The organism is Desulfitobacterium sp. LBE (assembly GCF_007830365.1).
GTDB lineage: Bacteria > Bacillota > Desulfitobacteriia > Desulfitobacteriales > Desulfitobacteriaceae > Desulfitobacterium > Desulfitobacterium hafniense.
Genome location: NZ_VLKD01000001.1, coordinates 1,456,994 through 1,473,980, shown reverse-complemented (window position 1 = coordinate 1,473,980; position 16,987 = coordinate 1,456,994). Strand labels below are relative to the sequence as shown.

The following is a 16,987-nucleotide window of genomic DNA, read 5'->3' as shown; positions in this document are numbered from 1 at the left end:
CTATGAATGAAAGCCCGTAAAATTAAAAAAAATAAAATCTATATTGACATATGTCATTAATGGAGTATACTAAGCATAGATGACATATGTCATAAACTCTGAGGAGGTGAACTCGGTGCCAAGACCCATGAAATGGAGAAAGGTTTGCTGTCTGCCTGAAAGCAATCGCTTCGGTCCTCTGGACTTGAATGCAGGTGATCAGAACCAGGTAAAGATGACAGTTGACGAATATGAAACCATAAGGCTTATTGACCTGGAAGGGTTTACCCAGGAAGAGTGTGCGAAAAAGATGAATGTCGCCCGCACTACGGTTCAGGGGATCTATATCGAAGCGAGGAAGAAACTGGCTGAATCCTTAGTGAATGGTAAAGTGCTGCAGATCGAAGGAGGAGAATACCGGCTTTGCGACGGCTTAGGAAATGGCTGCGGCCAGGGCTGCTATAAGCGCAGACGAAGAATGGGTTGCTCAGATAAAGAGGAGGGAGAGAACTGAGTATCTGCGAAGTTATTTCAGTGAGAAAGAAGGGAGGATTCTTATGAAGATAGCTATACCTGTGGATGAGAAAAATATAGGGACCAATGTCTGTGTATCCTTCGGACGGGCTCCTTATTTTCTTATCTATGATCTGGAAACCAAAGAAGGCAGCTTTTTTAGCAACAGCGCAGCGGCAAGCACAGGAGGCGCAGGGGTTAAAGCTGCTCAAATCATCGTCGATCATAAGGTTGACGCTTTGCTTGTGCCCCGCTGCGGAGAAAATGCAGCCGAGGTCTTAAGAGCGGCTGAGATTAAACTGTTTAAAACCACAACCCTTTGGGCCAAAGATAATATTGATGCTTTTAAGGCCGGAAAACTTCCTGCCCTTGATGAAATTCATGCCGGATTACATGGCCACGGAGGCCATTAGTATGAAGATAGCTGTTCTCAGCGGCAAGGGCGGCACCGGCAAAACACTGGTAGCGGTGAACTTGGCTGCGGCAGCCCAGCGCTCCACCTATATAGACTGTGATGTTGAAGAACCCAATGGACATCTCTTCTTTAAACCTGAAATCCTTCAGGAGGAAGAAATAACAGTCAAAATTCCCAGGGTTGAGGATACACTGTGCCAGGGGTGCCGAAGATGCGTGGATTTCTGCCAATTCAATGCCCTTGCCTACATAAAAGAAAAGCTGCTCGTGTTTGAAGAGGTTTGTCATTCCTGCGGGGGTTGTATCCTCCTTTGTCCCGAAAAGGCTCTGACTGAGAAAGAAAAGGGTATCGGCAAAGTTCAAAAAGGGCTGTCTGATCAGGTAAGGGTCTATACCGGAGTGCTCAATATCGGTGAAGTTTCAGGTGTCCCGATCATAAAAAAGCTTCTCAATGAGAATAAATCGGATAAGAACGAACCGGAATCCGACCAACTCACCTTCATCGACTGTCCTCCGGGCAGTGCCTGTAGTGTTATGGAGAGCATCAAGGATGCGGATTACTGCCTGTTGGTTGCCGAGCCGACCTTGTTTGGCGTTCATAATCTCAATATGGTCCATGAGCTGGTCAAGATCTTTAATAAGCCCTGCGGGGTTGTGCTGAACAAAAGCCTGGAAGGAGAAAATCCAGCTGAAACGTTTTGCTTAGAAAAAAATATTAAGATCTTAAGCCGCCTGCCTTTTGATCATGAGTTGGGAAGATTGAATTCCAATGCCGAAATTGCCGTCAGGAAAAGTGAACCATACAAGGCTCTGTTTTCCGCTCTCCTAGAAACAGTAACCAAGGAGGTGCAGCATGAAACAGCTGCTTATTCTTAGCGGGAAAGGAGGTACTGGAAAAACCACCATAGCCAGTGCCTTGATAAAGCTTGCCGACGCCAGGGCTTATGGGGATTGTGACGTGGATGCTCCCAATCTGCACCTCATTGCAGGACAGAGCTCAGAACCAGCGAAGCTGGATTACTATGGGCTGCCCAAAGCCCAGATAGATCCCGAACTGTGCAGCCAATGCGATCAATGCAGACAAAACTGCCGGTTTGAGGCTGTTTCAGCAGGGAGTACATATAGGGTAGATCCCTTTGCCTGTGAAGGCTGTGGGGTCTGTCAGGCTCTGTGTCCGGCCGGGGCCATAACTCTAAAGCCTGCCGGGGCCGGTGAATTGATGCTGTATATCCATCAGGAAAAGGTATTTTCAACAGCACAACTGAAGATGGGAAGCGGGACCTCCGGCAAGTTGGTCACAGAGGTCAAGAAGCAGCTGAAAGGGGCGGCGGGTGCGGCCGAGCTGGCGATTATTGACGGCTCCCCCGGAATTGGCTGCCCTGTCATAGCCTCCCTCAGCGGCGTGGATATGGTTTTGATTGTGGCGGAACCTTCCTTATCAGGCATCAGCGACATGGAGCGCATCATCAACACAGCGGCCAAATTCGGTACGAAAGCTGCCATCTGTATCAATAAATCGGATACCAACCCCGACCATACGGAGAGAATCGAGGAGTATTGCCAAAGACAGGAACTGCCCTTGGTGGGAAAAATTCCTTTTGATGCCGCTGCCGTTGAAGCTATCAATAAGGGGCTGACGATTGTCGATAGTGAGTGCGCATCGGGAACAGCAGTAAGAGAGGTCTACAACAAGGTGATGAACCTTATAACAATGTGATGGATCTAATCTGATAATAAAGGAGACAAAACTATGAGCGAACAATGCAATGAAAGCTGCAGCAGTTGCGGGGAGGACTGCGCAGACCGCAAAGAAGGCAACCCCGATTTCTCCGCAAAGCTCCATGAGCAGAGCAGGGTCAAAAAGGTTATCGGTATCGTCAGCGGCAAAGGCGGGGTGGGAAAATCCCTTGTCACCTCCATGCTTGCCGTTGCCATGAAGAAAAGAGGCTACCATACGGCGATTCTTGATGCCGATGTGACAGGACCTTCCATTCCCAAAGCCTTTGGTCTTAAGGAGAAAGCCCGGGGCGGTGAATCCGGCCTGATTCCTGTTAAAAGTGAAGCCGGTATTGATATTATGTCGATTAATTTGCTTTTGGCAAAGGATACCGATCCTGTGATTTGGCGGGGACCGATTATCGCCGGGATCGTCAAGCAGTTCTGGACAGATGCCATCTGGAGGGATGTGGATTTCATGTTCATCGACATGCCCCCCGGAACCGGCGATGTTCCCCTCACAGTGTTTCAATCCCTGCCGGTGGATGGAATTATCGTCGTCACTTCTCCGCAGGAGCTGGTAGCCATGATTGTCACCAAGGCCGTCAAGATGGCGGAAATGATGAAGATTCCTGTTCTGGGTCTGGTTGAAAATATGTCCTATTTTAAATGCCCTGACAACGGCAAAGAGTATCAGATCTTTGGCGACAGTCATCTTGAAGAGATCGCCGCTGAACATCATTTAAAGATTCTCGCCAAATTGCCGATTGAACCCCAAATAGCCGCGGCCTGCGATCAGGGAACCATAGAACAGGTTGAGGTAAATTGGTTTGACCTGGCAGCTGAACTATTGGAAAAAATGGAGGGAATGAAAGATGCTTAAAATTGCAGTAGCAAGTGAAATGGAAAGAGTGGCGGAGCATTTTGGCCACTGCGTAAACTTCAATATTTTTGAAGCCGAAGAGAACCGGATTGTTAAGAGCGGCTGCCTGCCAAACCCTGGGCATAAGCCTGGTTTTTTGCCTAACTTCCTTAATGACATGGGCGTCAATGTGATCATCTCAGGTGGCATGGGGGCAGGTGCCATCGATATCTTTAATGAAAAGGGCATCGAAGTGATCACGGGAGCAGCCGGCAATACCCAGGATGTTGTGGAAGAATATCTTAAAGGGACTCTTAAATCCACCGGTTCCGTTTGCCATGACCACCAACATCATGGTGAGTGCGGAGAGTGAATCCTGATAGATACGAAAGGCGCTGTCGCAGTAAGACAGTCAGAAAAATAACCAAAGAGGGCGACTGGCAGATGCCAGAAGCCCTCTTTGGCATAGAGTATGCCCTGTGTTATCCACGCCATACTCCTGCCGGTTCGCCGGCGAACGAAGGTTTTCAGCTTTTCCCGTATTTCCTGCTTGGCGGAAAGTATCTCAGCTTTATTATCCTCACTCCGTGACTGAGCTGATGATAATTGTCTGGATTGGCTTGAAAGTCGTTATAAGTCCATAATTTTAGAGACGGTTCAATCAATCGAACCGTCGATCGAAGAGATTGTTCTTCGCGAAGAGGGGCAGGTAAACGATCAAAAATGGCGGCAGAGCTGGCCAAGGCTGCCGATGAAAAGACGAAACTATTCACCATTGCCGCGCTGATCGTGATCACCGACAAGATTATGTCCGAGAGTAACAAAAGGAAATTGTTGGAGGTGTTGAAAATGACCCAGATTGAACAATGGATCCGGGAAGAAGGCAGACAAGAGGAGAAAAGGGAAACCGCCCGAACCATGCTGACCATGGGAATGAGTCCGGAAGTAATAGCTAAAGCGACTCATCTTCCACTGGAAGAAATCCTGCGCATGGAGAAAGAAATTAACAACAAGAACTAAAATAGGGCATCTTACTGCGCAAAGTTTTCCCCCATGTCGGGGTCGTACCAGGTGACCAGTTTTGTCCCGTCCGGCAGGTAGGTGTGGTGGAATTTCGTAGTCAGGTTAGAATCATACAGCACGCCTGCTCCTTGCCGCATATAGGCGTAGCGATGCTCCGTTTCATCAAGCCTGAGGGGAAGTTCATACAGCTCTTGGAGTTGCCTGTCATAGACTTTAATCCGGTCCTCCAGGCGCGCCAGCACATAGTCCCCGCAAGGTGAAGCCCATTGGACTAACTCAGAGCTGCTCTCCAGCTTTGCCAGCATTTTTCCGTCAAGGGTGTAGGTATAGATGACCACTGGAGCGCTTTGTGCACTAAAATCTGTTGTCACAAAGTAGTTTCCGGCCGCCGCCATGGGCAGGCCTTTGATGTCGTCGGCAATCAGCCTGCCCTTGGCGTCGTAAAGCTTCCCGCTGGCCAGATACCGGTCCGCCGTGATTCCCAGCATCAGCTCTGGCCCTGAGTTTCTGAAGTCCGGCTGCCCATAGATACCGTCGGGAGTGCTCCTGTCGAAAGGGAGCACGGTTTCCCCGTTCATGTTCACAGCGCCCCACTGGCCATCCTTCTTCACAGCGATAAAGTCTGCGTTGATGACCGAATCGGCCGCTCCGTTAAAACCGTAGCAGAATTGGGCGTCGTCATAGTCCTTGACCCAGCTTCCATCTGTTGTAAACAGAATGGCGGGATTGCTGAGCGTCTTCCGTGCCAGGTCGGAGCGGAAGCACAGGTAGGCCGTGTTGCCCTTGCTGTCCGTCAGCAGGGTCGCGACAGTGTAAATCGGCTCCGTGACGATTTTTCCGTCCGCGGTGCACAGACCGTAAAATTGTGGCGATGAGGACGATTCGCTATGGATGGCTCCGAGGTAAAAGTACAGCTTACCGTAAGCCTTGGACGGTGTCAGGGCATAGGGATTTGTCCCTGGAAAATAGACCGGCTCCTCGCCCTGGGGATACATGGCATAGTTTCCGTCCACATGGGGGGTGTTCGCCTTAGGATTGGCGTGAAGGGCCACATATTTCTCGCTTGCCATCAGGTTTTGGGCCTCATCGCTGAGCATCCACTCATGCAGAGCGCGGGCGGGGGAGTCCGCCGGCTCGCTCTTGCGGATGACGGAGTAAAATTCGCTGACAAAAGGATAAGCCCCCGACTGAATGCTTTCATAGGTGGGCTCTACCCCGTCGACGGACAGGAGCTTGATATAGTTGTTCTTCCGCATCTCCGTCACATAGTAAAATACATTATAACCGATTCCCGTGGGGCCGCCCACAAAGTTCGCAACGGCGTCAATCAGCCCGCCCATGCTTTCAATCACCCGCACCTTGGCAGGCTCCGCCATGGGAAGTCCCTGCATGACGAGCTTATCCATCAACGCCTGGCTCCCGGAGCCGATTCCGCGCTGATAGGCTCTGATGGGCTCATCGTTGCCGCCCAAATGGCTCCAATTAGTGTATTCGCCGGAAAAGATTTTTTGTACCTGCTCGGTGGTGAGGTTTTCCACAGGGTTATCCTGGTTGACCAGGAAGACAAGAGCGTCCTTCCCGATGGGGGCGGTTTCAAACAGTTCATCGGCGTTGACCTGCTTCCGGGTCTCATCGCCCCCGTCATACACCAGCAGGAGGTCCGCTTTGTTGGTTGCGAGGGCCTCATAGGCGCCGCTGGTCTTGCTCACATTGACCTTAACGTCTGTGCGGGCCTTCCCCAGCAGTGCGCACTCCACAGCCTCAATCAGCGGAATCGTAGCCGTCGAGCCGTCGATGCGGGGATAGTTTTCCTCCGTAAACAGGAACGTTTCCGGCTTCCCAAGTTTTGCACAGCCGCCCAAGATTACAAAGCACATTATGATGAGCAGAAATTTTTTCATCCTTTTTGCTCCTTTCCCAAGCTCCATGAACGCCTCTGTCATATGTATTAGACGTTCATACCTTCATACGTCTTATAAGGCAATACCTTGAAATGTCTTTCTCTATAAAAGAGACATATCCCTCTTTTAGATAAGTGGATCAATAACGGGAGCCACTGAGCCATAATGCAAACTATCGAGAATAGGTTATCCCGATCATTTGCTAAATGCTATAGGGTACTAATTTCTAAATGTTATAGAGCAATAATTTCTTCATAAGTTATTCACAGCTCATTCACTAAGTAATCAAATTTGCCTGCTATAATGCCAATGTTATGGAAACAACCTTTTGGAAATAACTTATGGGGATTAAAGATGAAAAAAGTTGAGAAGTTGCTCGTTATCGGCATCGTGCTCATAAGCAGTATTTTGCTGGGCACGATGACCCTGGCAAAAACCGCTCAGGCAAATGCCAGCATTGTTATTGTCATTGACAATGAAGTAAAGCAAAGAATCCCTCTCGTGGTTGAAGAGGAAATGCAAACCTATGAATTTAAGTTTGGAGAGCAAACCGGTTATCTTGAAGTGAAAAACGGTAAAGTAAGAATGCTGGAGATGCCTAAAGAGATTTGCCCCGAGAGGATTTGCTCGGAAACCAGCTGGATTGCCAGGCCAAGCCAAGCCATCGTTTGCTTACCCAATAAAATTATTGTCACGATTCAGGGACTGGATGATAAAAACGACGAAATACTGTAGAAGAAAATAAGCAATTTGAGATTTACACTGAGCTTGTTCAGGTGGCGCAAAATGGGCATCCTGAGTCGGCTCTTTTTTGTTGCGCCAAATAAACACGATTCAGGACCAAGTAAACATCGAAGCTTATACTTTGTGAAAAAAGTTATAAAATATAAACAATAAGAAAGGAGGAATGAATCAGCCCCTTAAGCTGGTATACTTCTCAGATTATAAGGGAGGAAAGGATTGTCATGAGTAACGAAATTTCTCGGCGCGGTTTTCTCAAAGGAGCCGCGGGAGCGGTCGGCGCAATCGCGGTCACAGGTTTGGCCGGTTGCGCTCCTCAAGCACCGGCTGCCGCAACACCGGAAACCGAACAGCCCGCCCCGGGGGCAACAGCTGACGATTGGCTGGGCCCTGAACCGGCAACAGGTTCCATAGCAGAGACCCAGACCTTTGATGTGGTCATTGTCGGCGCAGGGTTAGCAGGCATTTGCGCGGCGCGGGCAGCGGCTGAAGAAGGTGCCAGGGTCGCCATTATCGAAAAATCGGAATCATTTAACTGCCGTTCGGGGGAATACGCCCTTTTAAACGGTACCCTGAACAAGCGGTGGGGACGTGAAAATATTGTACCCACCGATGTGGTTGTGGATCGCCTCATGAAGGAATGCACATACCGCAACAAGCGTACCATTCTGAAGAAATGGGCGGAGCATGCTCACGAGGTCATGGACTGGTTCATCGAAGCTTATCCGGACCTTACCATCTGCACTACCACACGCCAGGCTGTAACCCAGGAGCAGTTCGATAAGGGGATTCTGGTGCCATTGTCCTGGCCTCTGCCGGAAGGCTACAATTATGCGGAAGAAGACTTTCCCACCTTCCCGTCATCCATGGAATTCCGCTCCAGCCGCAGGGATCAGCAGGGATTTGTGGTGGAAGCCAATCTTAATGCCGCCCTGGCCAAGGGAGCCAAGGTCTTCTATGGCTGCTTCGGCACCAAATTGCTGAAAAATGATACGGGACGTGTGACCGGGATCATCGTGCGCGACGCGAAAAACGGCAAATACCTGCAGTTTAATGCCGACAGGGGAGTTGTTCTGGCCACGGGTGATAATGCCGGCGATGAGAAGATCCTGCGGCATTTTGCCCCTGAGGTTATCGAAAAGGGTGTTGGGAATATGGGTGCCATGGGCATGTTGGGCAAGGATGTGGAGGGCAATCCCGTCGATACCGGTGACGGACTGCGCATGGGAGCCTGGATTGGCGCTAAAGTTCAGGATTATCATGCGCCGATGACCCATCATATGGGCAGCGGTATGGGAGTCACCCCTTTCCTGCAGCTCAACAAGCATGGTGAGCGGTTCATGAACGAGGATATTCCCGGCCAGCAGCTGCATAACCAGATTGAACTGCAGCCGGAATTGACTTCGTTTCAGATTTTTGACTCCGACTGGGGTAAGCAGATTCCTTTTATGGCTCCGGCCCACGGGGGTCTCTGCTACATCATTCCGGAAGATGAGGATGAGTCCAATCCCAACTTTGCCGATCGCCAGTACACCAAGCTATCAGCCAAAAAAGCGGATAGTTTTGCCGCCCAGGGCAATACCATCCCAGAGCTCCTCCGCAATTTGGGCTTTGCAGGGGAAGGGTTGGAAAGGGCGCTTGCCTCTGTCCAGCGTTACAACGAACTGGCCAAAGCCGGCAGGGACGAAGATTTCGGCAAAAGCGCCAAGCGAATGTTCCCCATTGAGAAGGCTCCTTTCTATGCCACCAAATGGGGGACGGCCGCCATGCTCGTCTGCATAGGCGGCCTGGAAAGCGATGAGGATTGCCGTACCTTCACGGCTGTGGATGCCAAAAATCCGGAGCGGCAGGTCATTTCCGGACTCTATGTATGCGGCAACGTCATGGGCAACCGCTTCGCTGTGGAATATCCGATTTGTATGCGCGGAATCAGCCATTCCCTTTGCGTATACTACGGGTATGCCGCCGGCAAAAACTGCGCCCAAGGGGTCTAACTGTACAAAGGAGGAAAGTTTATGAGCAATCACGAAGTAAAAAAAGGATTCTCCCGGAGAGACTTTCTGAAAAGCAGTGCGGTGGGAGCGGTCGGTCTTGCCGCCATGGGGGTATTGACCGCTTGCGACAGTTCTGCACCGGCCGGGGCACCGGCCCCTGAGGGAAATGGCGCACCAGTTGCGGCTTCAGAGGGTGAGCGCATCTTTGGTATGTGCAGCACCGGCGATTGGCTGGGAAAGGCGCCTCAGATCGAGGCGGCCGCCATCAAAGAAGTGATCGAGAAAGATGTGGTGGTGGTTGGCGGCGGTCATTCCGGCCTGCTGGCGGCTCTGGGAGCGGTGGATGAAGGCGCCAGCGTCGCCGTAATTGAAACCCAGCCCTGGAGTTCATTCGTTGATCTTAAAGGCGATGGCACCAACCGCAGCGGCTGGTACGGCGAGGATATCGGCCATGTCAATTCCAAATGGCTGATCGGACGCGGCTTTGGTCCTTACAATACCGGCGAGATCGCCTATGAGTTTGTCAAGCGCACCATGGGTCGCTGCGATCCTGATCTAATCAGGAAATACGTTCAGAATTCCGGCCCCATGCTGGACCGGATGATGGAAATCTACGCCAGCATGGGGGACAGGCGGATTCAGGAGGACAGCGCCGTTGTGGTGAAAAAAGAGCTGCACGGCAAAGACGATGTCACGGTGGATTATTCGGATATGACCCAATATCCTTTATCCGTCGTCCATCACCAGCATGACGAAGACCAGGTTTACCCCATGCAGGTCGGCGATTATAAGACCTGGCCCTGCAATATCCAGTTTTATGGACATCAGGGGAACAACATCGAGTATTTCAATAAATACATTTGCTATTACGCCCAGGAACACGGCGCCACCTGGTACTTTGAGCATACAGGGGTTGTGCTTGTTCAAGACGCCGGCGGTCATGTGACGGGCGTAATTGCCGAGGATCTGAACAGCCCCGGTACTTACAAGCAGTTTAATGCCCGCCAAGGGGTTGTCATGGCGGCCGGCGATTTTAAAGGGAATCCCGAGATGTGCTGGGCTCTTCTTAATGAGTACATGGAATGGGCGGAGCGCTCCGGCCAGACAGTGGCCGACTGGCAATATACCTCAACCCGCAGCGGGACCGGACATAAAATGATGTGCTGGGCAGGCGGAATCATGGAAACGACGCCAAGAGGCTGCATGGGCAAAAAATCCGGTCCTTCCGGACCATGGGGAGCAGGCCCCTTTCTTCAGCTCAATAAAAAAGGCAGGCGCTTCCATAATGAAGCAGGTACAGCGACGGCAAGCGGCATTATGTTCCGCCAGCCCCAGGGTTTGGCCTCCTTCGTCACGGATAAAAAGGTGTTCCAAACCTTGTTTAAGGGCGGTCTTGACCACGGAGCCCCTAACTTTGGCTGGAAGGAAATGGCGGACGCTATGTTGGAGGGTTTCAACAGCATAGAGGTCGGCAATCCGGAAGGTACCCAGATTTCCGGCGTCGCCGTGGCGGAAAGCCTGGCTTATATGAAAGGAACGGTGTATGCCGCCAATACCCTGGATGAACTGGCTGATTTTCTGGGTTATACGGGAGACGCCAAGAAAACCTTCCTGGCGGAAGTTGCCCACTACAATGAGCTGTGCCGTTCGGCGGAAGGGGATATTGATTACGGCAAGCAGAAGAACCTGATGATCCCTGTAGACGAAGCGCCTTTTTACGGCGGTAAAAGCGAGCTGAACAGCAAGCCAAGCCTGGGCCTGGTCACGCTGGCAGGGGTGGTTGCCGACGAGGAATTCCGGGTTGCCCGGGCGGGGAACAAGGAAGACCCCATCAAAGGGCTTTATACCTGCGGAAATTGCCTGGGCAACCGCTATGGACTGGAATACGTCACCCCGATGGCCGGCAATTCCCTGGGCATGGCCATGACCCACGGCTGGCTGGCAGGAAAGAATGCCGCCCAAGGCATCTAGCAAACCCTCATTAGGCATGCTGCTGTCCGGAGGCAAAGGATTTCCTGGCTCCGCTTTCGGACAGCGTGTGTGCTTTTTGTTACAAGATCTGGTTGGATGGAGGCTGTGCCAATGAGTTCAGTGACCGTGTTTGTCAATATCCCTTTTTGCATCAGAAGGCGCAGAGGCGAATCCTCTCATATCCGGCCTGCGGGGAAAGGAACCCGCAATGCTTACCTGGAGGCCTTGGAACGGGAGATCGATCATGCCGGGGAGCTGCTGGAGGGGAAAACAGTCCAAAGCATCTATGTGGGCGGCGGAGCAGCTACCGTATTGTCCCCGGATAAGCTGGCGCGGCTGCTGCTCCGCTTTAAGAGAGCGTATCAAATGGCTGAATATCTGGAGCTGACCATCGCGGCTGCTCCGGAAACTCTGGTATCGCCCTGCCTGTCGGGGCTGAATATGTGCAATTTCAACCGGATCAGCGTGGAGGCCCTTTGCGCCAGTGACAAAATGCTGGACTATCTGGGCACGTCCTACCGACTGGCGGATCTTGAAGATGGCTTGACTATGTTGGGGATGTTCAACTATAGGAATGTCAACGCTGATGTGATGTATGGGATTCCCGGTCAGACCAAAGCCGCATTACGCAACTCCCTTGTTACATGCCTGGCCTTGCCGGCTCTATCCCATATCACTCTGAGACGGTTTGAACTGTCTGAGCAGGAGGGGGTAAGCGCTGAGGAGTGCAGGGATCAATACCGGTATAGCCTGGAATACCTGAAAGGAAAAGGCTTCTGCCAATACGCGGCCGGACATTTTGCCAAAAAGGGCTATGAAAGCAGGCATTTTTATTATACGAGCCAAGGTATGGATCACATCGGGTTTGGCGTCGGGGCCAAGTCCTATGTGGACGGATACGGAATTACGAATACGACAGATTTGGCAAAATATCTGAAATGGGCCGGTCAATACGAAGAGATTACGGAAAATGTGCTGTATTTGGATGAGAAGGCCCGGCAGAAACGCTTCGCCGCTCTGCGGCTGCAATTAGCGGAAGGATTTTCGGAGGAGGAATTTGCTGCGCGTTTTGGAGAAGGAGCTGGGGCGGCAATGGGTCCGTCTCTGCAACTATTGCTGAAGCAATCCTTTATAAGCTGTCTGGATGGAAGGTATGTACCCACTGAAGAAGGGCTTTTTCACATCGATGAGATACAGAAAGTTATCTTTGCCAATTAAGTTGATACAAAAGCAAATACGGTGGGTGTAGCTGACATGATCCATATTGCGATTGTTGAAGATGAAAACAAAGACCGGGAACTGTTAAAGGAATATCTGGACCGTTTCCAAGCAGAAAAAGAGGAGCCCCTGTTTGTACACGTGTATCCGGACGGCGAGGAATTTCTGGAATCGTTCAGCTCCGGTAAATTTGACATCCTCTTGCTGGATATTCACATGCAGTATATGAACGGCATGGCGACAGCACAGGAGATCAGGAAAAGCGATGAAAATGTGCTTATTATTTTCATAACCAACCTTGTGCAGTACGCCGTGCAGGGGTATTCCGTGCGGGCCTTTGATTTTATCGTCAAACCTGTGGAATACAGTGTTTTTGCCCAGAAGCTCTATCGGGCGACTCAACGCCTGAACCGCACTAGCCACTCCTGTGTACGCTTCAAGGTGCTTGACCAAATTGTCAACCTGCAGCTTTCCGGAATTTTGTACTTCGAGATTGTGGCGCGTAAGTTATTCATCCATACGGATACGGAGATTTACCGCTGCAACGATACACTGCACAGCATTGAAGAAAAGCTGAATGACGGGCGTTTCTTCAGATGCCATGCCGGATACCTGGTTAACGTGGCCTATGTACGGTCCGTCGGCAAAGACTATGCCATGGTCGGCTCGGCCCGAATTCCTGTCAGCAAGCATCGCCGCAAAGCGTTTCTGGACGCCATCGGAAATTATTTGGGGAGCAAGATTTAAAATGGAGCTTTCTGTTCTTAACAATCTGTTTTTGTTTAGTTTGCGAATCTGTGAATTAACGGCAATTGCCTCCTTTCTTTCCGCCTGTAAAAAAAGAAAAGAGCATAGGCTGATCAATATAGGCCTGACCTTGACATTTGCCTTTCTGCTGATGCTGTCCCGGGAAATGGTCTATTTAATCCCTGACATTGAAAACGAGTTTTTTTACATTACCTTCGCTTATTATTCCCTCTTATATGCTTATATCATGGTTAAATTCCAAATATCGCCCAATAACGGCGTGTATTACCTGCTGCTGATCTTTCTCTGTGTTCATGCCCTCCGCCAAACGGTCATGCGCTTATCCTTTGCCCTGCATGGGGTTAATTTTACCGTTCCCGAGGCCTCCGTTACCCTGCGCATTGTCTATACGGCACTCTATTTTCTGCTTTTGCAGGCAAGCTTCCGGCTTGTTAACAAATCAATGCACACCAACCAGAAAAAGAGCTGGCGTCAATTGCTCTGGCTGTATATTGCGATTATCCCCGTGATTTATATTACCAATCTGGGGCTTATCATGGGCTTTGAGCAAACAAACCTGCCTCTGACCACGGCGATCATCGCTCAAGTGTGCAGCTTTTGCGGTCTGGTTGTGGTCATGGGATACAACAATACTCTGGCCCTCGGTCAAAAGGAAATCGAGCTGGCACGCATGGAAGCCATGCTGCAAAGCCAGCACGAGCAATACCGGCTCAGGAAAGAAACGGTGGATATCCTGAACCGCAGGTACCATGACTTCAAAAACCATCTGCTCTGCCTTGATGTGGCTGAACATGGCAAAGAACGCGAAGAATATATCCGGCAGATCGAACAGGAAATAAATGCTTACGACCAATTGCACCATACCGGCAACGAAGCACTTGACGTCGTCCTGATCAGCAAAGGAATGGAATGCTCGCAAATGGGGATAAGGATGATTATGCTGCTGGATGGCAAGCTGCTCAGCTTTCTGAAGCCTCTGGCCATCGCCACTATTTTCGGCAATGCCATCGATAATGGGATTCAAGCCCTGCAATACGTTGAAGAAAACAAAAAAGAGCTGACCATCCGTGTTTCTGAAGGGGATAACTGGGTGATCCTGCGCTTTGAAAATTATTACAGCGGTCGATTGAGGTGGCATGAAGGGAAGCTGCTTTCCACGAAGCCGGATCCCGATGGTCATGGAGCCGGAATCTCCATCATCGATCTCGCCGTACAGGAATACGGAGGGAATGTCAGCATAGATGCCGCAGAAGATTGGTTTGCGCTGAATATATTGTTCCCGAAAACAAAGCGGGATGAGGACGTTTCTGGTTCTTTAACCTCTTTCTTGGACATAAAAATACCTTAAAAGGTCAAGAAAGGGTGGTGAAGAATGGATTCCTTAGCTCACTCTTTGATGCTCGGTATGGAAAATGGCTCCTGGTGGTTAATGGTCTCCATGTTTATGGGAGGAATTGTTCTGTCCATTAATCCCTGCATGGGAGCCATGATCCCCTTAGTAATAGGTGGGGCACGTCAGGAAGGGTATAGCCGGGTTATTCAGTTTATCTTAGGGTTTACCTTAACCCTGATGCTGATCGGTGCTCTGGCCGCCCGGGTGGGGATACTTTTCCGTTTGCCCGGTATGTACTGGGCGATCTTCTTAGGCGTTTTATACCTTGCTGCCGGGGCAATCCTGCTGGGTTTCCGGTTTCCCGTCAAGGTCTCGGGGTTTTATGTTACCCGGAAAAACGGCCCCCTCCGGCATATTTACCAGAAAGGCCTGAGCCCCTGGGTCCTGGGCAGTTTTTTCGCTTTGGCCCCCTCTCCTTGTACTACACCGGTTATTCTGATGATGAGCGGAACGGCTATGGCCAGTGGTCACATGATCTATTCTTCCTTAGCTTTAGGAGCCTTTGGGCTGGGGCATAGCCTCCTGCTGGCTATGGCCTTTGTCCCCGGGGTAAGAAGATTATTCAAGATGAACAGGTGGACCCAGCAGCTGCGTCCGGTGATAGGTATCTTATTGATTCTGCTGTCAGGCTATATCCTGGTGACACAACCTGGATTTGAACAGGCCATGTCTGGACATCAACATCAACATCAACATTAACACTTGAACAAATTAGCAAATGGCTGCTGCCTCGAATAGGCTGCAGCCATTTGCTAAGGATCGGGGCGTTCAAAGAGTTCCTCCACTTTTTCAGCAAACTTTCAGTAAGCCTTAAAGAGATACTCAGGTTGCTTTAAGCGTTTTCTCAGCAAAGAGGGTTATGCTGAAAGAGTAGTCTTGACCAAGGCGTACATAAAGGGTTAAGACGAAAAAAGGAGGGAATTTTTAATGAAGAAAAAACTTATGGTCGGAGTGCTGAGTGCGGTGCTTCTGGCAGCCGGGGCAACCACCGTGTTGGGAGCGGATGCGGTCGATTCCGCCAAGCTGGCGGAAATCAAGAGCCTGACTCAGCAGATGTTTGGAATTCAGCAGCAAATCGTGGACAAAGAGGTGGAAGCCGGTCTCCTGACTCAGGAACAGGCGGATAAACTGAAAGAATCCATCAGCCAGAGGAAGCAGCACAGTGAAGAAGCTCTGGATAAGGGCCAGGTACCGGGACTGGGGCTGGGTCTGGAGAAACATCACGACACCATGATGTTCAAAGCCGGTGAGCCCCTGACCGAAGAACAGATCACTGAATGGCTGGAAAAAGCCCAGGCCCGTTTGCAGGATCAGGAAGAAGCCATGAAAAGTTCCGGAAAGATGACGGATGAGCAGATTGCCGAATGGCTGACCGAGGCTCAGGCCCGCCTGGATGAGCAAAAAGAGGCGATGAAGAACGGTACCTTTGCCCCCGGAGACAAGGGCTTTGGCAAAGGCATGCATGACAGAAAGAGTTTTGACTTACCAAGCAAGGACACTCAAAGCATAGACAGCTAAACTAGCCGGGAGATAAACAGCTAAAATAGCCAAGGCGGAGATAGCTAAGCGTGAATACCCGGGACAAAACGGATCGATGATCATGTTTTGTCCCGGGTTTATCTATTGGGTGGATTATTCATAAGCATTTGAAAAATATGTCAAGGAGTGACAGTAGTACCTAATGTAGGTTATAATTTATTTTATGTTAAACTCAATGAAACGTTTTGGAGGGGTACATATGGTAGTAAAAAACATTTATTGTGTCGGTCGCAATTATCTGCAGCATGCCAAGGAACTCAACAATGCGGTTCCAACTTCCCCCTTTCTCTTTGCCAAGCCCACTCATGCTCTGGTGGAAGGTCAGGGGCAGGCTGTTGTTATGCCCAAAGGCCAAGGTGATGTTCATTACGAGGTGGAGTTGGTTGTTCATGTGGGCAAAAACTATGAACCCGGCATGAAAGCCGAAGCGGTTATTGATAAAATAGCTGTAGGGATTGACTTTACCTTAAGAGAGGTTCAGGATGAGCTGAAGAAAAAAGGACTGCCCTGGTTGCTGGCTAAAGGGTTCCCTAATTCAGCCGTACTATCCCGATGGCTGCCTTTCGAAGGGCTGGAGGGGACGGCCGGCCATGATTTTACCCTTGAGAAGAATGGACAGGAAGTGCAAAGAGGAAATATCAAGGAGATGATTTTTGATATTCCCACCATCATAGAATTCTGTGCCCAACACTTCGGATTGGCTGAAGGGGATATTATTTTCACCGGAACGCCTGCCGGTGTCGGTGTAGCCGCTGCTGGAGACCATTTTGTACTGAAGTGGAAGGAAGAGCAAGTGGGAGAGCTGTTCATAAGTGACTAATTAGCGAGAGCGGAGCAGCTGATCGCGCTACATCCAGATAACACCTTTTAAATGCATGGCAATGCTCAGAAAAAATAGCAAAAATCATGACAAGGTAAAAGGCCTAAAGAAGTCTCCATAGTGAGATTGACTTAG

The 16,987-nt window shown here is 50.3% G+C and carries 18 protein-coding genes; 17 read left to right on the top strand and 1 reads right to left on the bottom strand.

What is annotated here, in order from left to right:
* The first annotated feature begins 115 nt into the window (after positions 1 to 115).
* The 8 genes from DESLBE_RS07120 to DESLBE_RS07090 all read left to right on the top strand — a co-directional run bounded on the left by DESLBE_RS07120 (position 116) and on the right by DESLBE_RS07090 (position 4,504).
* The gene (locus DESLBE_RS07120) at positions 116 to 493 is read left to right on the top strand and encodes a DUF134 domain-containing protein (RefSeq protein WP_144675987.1); all 378 of its coding nucleotides are present in this window, start codon (positions 116 to 118) and stop codon (positions 491 to 493) included.
* A 43-nt stretch (positions 494 to 536) separates the two neighbouring features.
* Positions 537 to 905, top strand: a complete 369-nt coding sequence (locus tag DESLBE_RS07115; protein ID WP_015943770.1) for a NifB/NifX family molybdenum-iron cluster-binding protein — start codon at positions 537 to 539, stop codon at positions 903 to 905.
* Position 906: 1 nt separating this feature from the next.
* Positions 907 to 1,782 (top strand): ATP-binding protein, encoded by an 876-nt coding sequence (locus tag DESLBE_RS07110; RefSeq protein WP_144675985.1) that lies wholly within the window; start codon positions 907 to 909, stop codon positions 1,780 to 1,782.
* The gene (locus tag DESLBE_RS07105; protein ID WP_144675983.1) at positions 1,760 to 2,623 is read left to right on the top strand and encodes an ATP-binding protein; all 864 of its coding nucleotides are present in this window, start codon (positions 1,760 to 1,762) and stop codon (positions 2,621 to 2,623) included. The genes DESLBE_RS07110 and DESLBE_RS07105 overlap by 23 nt, the downstream gene beginning before the upstream one ends.
* 33 nt (positions 2,624 to 2,656) lie before the next feature.
* Positions 2,657 to 3,505 carry an Mrp/NBP35 family ATP-binding protein gene (locus DESLBE_RS07100; protein WP_144675981.1) on the top strand — a complete coding sequence of 283 codons (849 nt, stop codon included), beginning with the start codon at positions 2,657 to 2,659 and terminating at the stop codon, positions 3,503 to 3,505.
* A complete protein-coding gene (locus DESLBE_RS07095; RefSeq protein WP_015943773.1) occupies positions 3,498 to 3,857 on the top strand; it encodes a NifB/NifX family molybdenum-iron cluster-binding protein in 360 nt (119 codons plus the stop codon). Before DESLBE_RS07100 ends, DESLBE_RS07095 begins: the two co-directional genes overlap by 8 nt.
* A 71-nt stretch (positions 3,858 to 3,928) precedes the next feature.
* Positions 3,929 to 4,075: a hypothetical protein gene (locus DESLBE_RS26510; RefSeq protein ID WP_172625399.1), complete on the top strand. Its 147-nt coding sequence runs from the start codon at positions 3,929 to 3,931 to the stop codon at positions 4,073 to 4,075.
* A gap of 132 nt (positions 4,076 to 4,207) precedes the next feature.
* Entirely contained in the window at positions 4,208 to 4,504 is a 297-nt protein-coding gene (locus DESLBE_RS07090) for a hypothetical protein (RefSeq protein ID WP_144675979.1), read from the top strand.
* 11 nt (positions 4,505 to 4,515) lie between these two features.
* On the opposite strand, the gene DESLBE_RS07085 is transcribed toward DESLBE_RS07090, so the two are convergent.
* Positions 4,516 to 6,408, bottom strand: coding sequence for a substrate-binding domain-containing protein (locus tag DESLBE_RS07085; RefSeq protein WP_144675977.1), 1,893 nt, complete (start codon positions 6,406 to 6,408; stop codon positions 4,516 to 4,518).
* Between the two features lie 354 nt (positions 6,409 to 6,762).
* Between DESLBE_RS07085 and DESLBE_RS07080 the strand changes: the two genes are divergently transcribed.
* The 9 genes from DESLBE_RS07080 to DESLBE_RS07040 all read left to right on the top strand — a co-directional run bounded on the left by DESLBE_RS07080 (position 6,763) and on the right by DESLBE_RS07040 (position 16,852).
* Positions 6,763 to 7,143 carry a NusG domain II-containing protein gene (locus tag DESLBE_RS07080; protein ID WP_144675975.1) on the top strand — a complete coding sequence of 127 codons (381 nt, stop codon included), beginning with the start codon at positions 6,763 to 6,765 and terminating at the stop codon, positions 7,141 to 7,143.
* A 230-nt stretch (positions 7,144 to 7,373) separates the two neighbouring features.
* Positions 7,374 to 9,143, top strand: a complete 1,770-nt coding sequence (locus DESLBE_RS07075) for an FAD-dependent oxidoreductase (protein ID WP_144675973.1) — start codon at positions 7,374 to 7,376, stop codon at positions 9,141 to 9,143.
* A 21-nt stretch (positions 9,144 to 9,164) separates the two neighbouring features.
* Positions 9,165 to 11,114, top strand: a complete 1,950-nt coding sequence (locus DESLBE_RS07070; protein ID WP_144675971.1) for an FAD-binding protein — start codon at positions 9,165 to 9,167, stop codon at positions 11,112 to 11,114.
* A 111-nt stretch (positions 11,115 to 11,225) separates the two neighbouring features.
* Positions 11,226 to 12,332: a coproporphyrinogen III oxidase gene (locus DESLBE_RS07065; RefSeq protein ID WP_144675969.1), complete on the top strand. Its 1,107-nt coding sequence runs from the start codon at positions 11,226 to 11,228 to the stop codon at positions 12,330 to 12,332.
* Between the two features lie 36 nt (positions 12,333 to 12,368).
* Positions 12,369 to 13,079: a LytTR family DNA-binding domain-containing protein gene (locus DESLBE_RS07060; protein WP_144675967.1), complete on the top strand. Its 711-nt coding sequence runs from the start codon at positions 12,369 to 12,371 to the stop codon at positions 13,077 to 13,079.
* A 1-nt stretch (position 13,080) separates the two neighbouring features.
* Entirely contained in the window at positions 13,081 to 14,448 is a 1,368-nt protein-coding gene (locus tag DESLBE_RS07055) for an ATP-binding protein (protein ID WP_144675965.1), read from the top strand.
* Positions 14,449 to 14,472: 24 nt separating this feature from the next.
* Positions 14,473 to 15,192 (top strand): cytochrome c biogenesis protein CcdA, encoded by a 720-nt coding sequence (locus DESLBE_RS07050; RefSeq protein WP_144675963.1) that lies wholly within the window; start codon positions 14,473 to 14,475, stop codon positions 15,190 to 15,192.
* A gap of 228 nt (positions 15,193 to 15,420) precedes the next feature.
* The gene (locus DESLBE_RS07045) at positions 15,421 to 16,011 is read left to right on the top strand and encodes a DUF2680 domain-containing protein (RefSeq protein ID WP_144675961.1); all 591 of its coding nucleotides are present in this window, start codon (positions 15,421 to 15,423) and stop codon (positions 16,009 to 16,011) included.
* A gap of 196 nt (positions 16,012 to 16,207) precedes the next feature.
* The gene (locus DESLBE_RS07040) at positions 16,208 to 16,852 is read left to right on the top strand and encodes a fumarylacetoacetate hydrolase family protein (RefSeq protein WP_144675959.1); all 645 of its coding nucleotides are present in this window, start codon (positions 16,208 to 16,210) and stop codon (positions 16,850 to 16,852) included.
* Positions 16,853 to 16,987: the final 135 nt, after the last annotated feature.

Excerpts from the sequence above, each read along its gene's own strand:
- DESLBE_RS07115 (WP_015943770.1), top strand. The coding sequence starts at position 537 with ATGAAGATAGCTATACCTGTGGATGAGAAAAATATAGGGACCAATGTC.
- DESLBE_RS07110 (WP_144675985.1), top strand. The coding sequence starts at position 907 with ATGAAGATAGCTGTTCTCAGCGGCAAGGGCGGCACCGGCAAAACACTG.
- DESLBE_RS07105 (WP_144675983.1), top strand. The coding sequence starts at position 1,760 with ATGAAACAGCTGCTTATTCTTAGCGGGAAAGGAGGTACTGGAAAAACC.
- DESLBE_RS07100 (WP_144675981.1), top strand. The coding sequence starts at position 2,657 with ATGAGCGAACAATGCAATGAAAGCTGCAGCAGTTGCGGGGAGGACTGC.
- DESLBE_RS07095 (WP_015943773.1), top strand. The coding sequence starts at position 3,498 with ATGCTTAAAATTGCAGTAGCAAGTGAAATGGAAAGAGTGGCGGAGCAT.
- DESLBE_RS26510 (WP_172625399.1), top strand. The coding sequence starts at position 3,929 with ATGCCAGAAGCCCTCTTTGGCATAGAGTATGCCCTGTGTTATCCACGC.
- DESLBE_RS07090 (WP_144675979.1), top strand. The coding sequence starts at position 4,208 with ATGGCGGCAGAGCTGGCCAAGGCTGCCGATGAAAAGACGAAACTATTC.
- DESLBE_RS07085 (WP_144675977.1), bottom strand. The coding sequence starts at position 6,408 with ATGAAAAAATTTCTGCTCATCATAATGTGCTTTGTAATCTTGGGCGGC.
- DESLBE_RS07080 (WP_144675975.1), top strand. The coding sequence starts at position 6,763 with ATGAAAAAAGTTGAGAAGTTGCTCGTTATCGGCATCGTGCTCATAAGC.
- DESLBE_RS07075 (WP_144675973.1), top strand. The coding sequence starts at position 7,374 with ATGAGTAACGAAATTTCTCGGCGCGGTTTTCTCAAAGGAGCCGCGGGA.
- DESLBE_RS07070 (WP_144675971.1), top strand. The coding sequence starts at position 9,165 with ATGAGCAATCACGAAGTAAAAAAAGGATTCTCCCGGAGAGACTTTCTG.
- DESLBE_RS07065 (WP_144675969.1), top strand. The coding sequence starts at position 11,226 with ATGAGTTCAGTGACCGTGTTTGTCAATATCCCTTTTTGCATCAGAAGG.
- DESLBE_RS07060 (WP_144675967.1), top strand. The coding sequence starts at position 12,369 with ATGATCCATATTGCGATTGTTGAAGATGAAAACAAAGACCGGGAACTG.
- DESLBE_RS07055 (WP_144675965.1), top strand. The coding sequence starts at position 13,081 with ATGGAGCTTTCTGTTCTTAACAATCTGTTTTTGTTTAGTTTGCGAATC.
- DESLBE_RS07050 (WP_144675963.1), top strand. The coding sequence starts at position 14,473 with ATGGATTCCTTAGCTCACTCTTTGATGCTCGGTATGGAAAATGGCTCC.
- DESLBE_RS07045 (WP_144675961.1), top strand. The coding sequence starts at position 15,421 with ATGAAGAAAAAACTTATGGTCGGAGTGCTGAGTGCGGTGCTTCTGGCA.
- DESLBE_RS07040 (WP_144675959.1), top strand. The coding sequence starts at position 16,208 with ATGAAACGTTTTGGAGGGGTACATATGGTAGTAAAAAACATTTATTGT.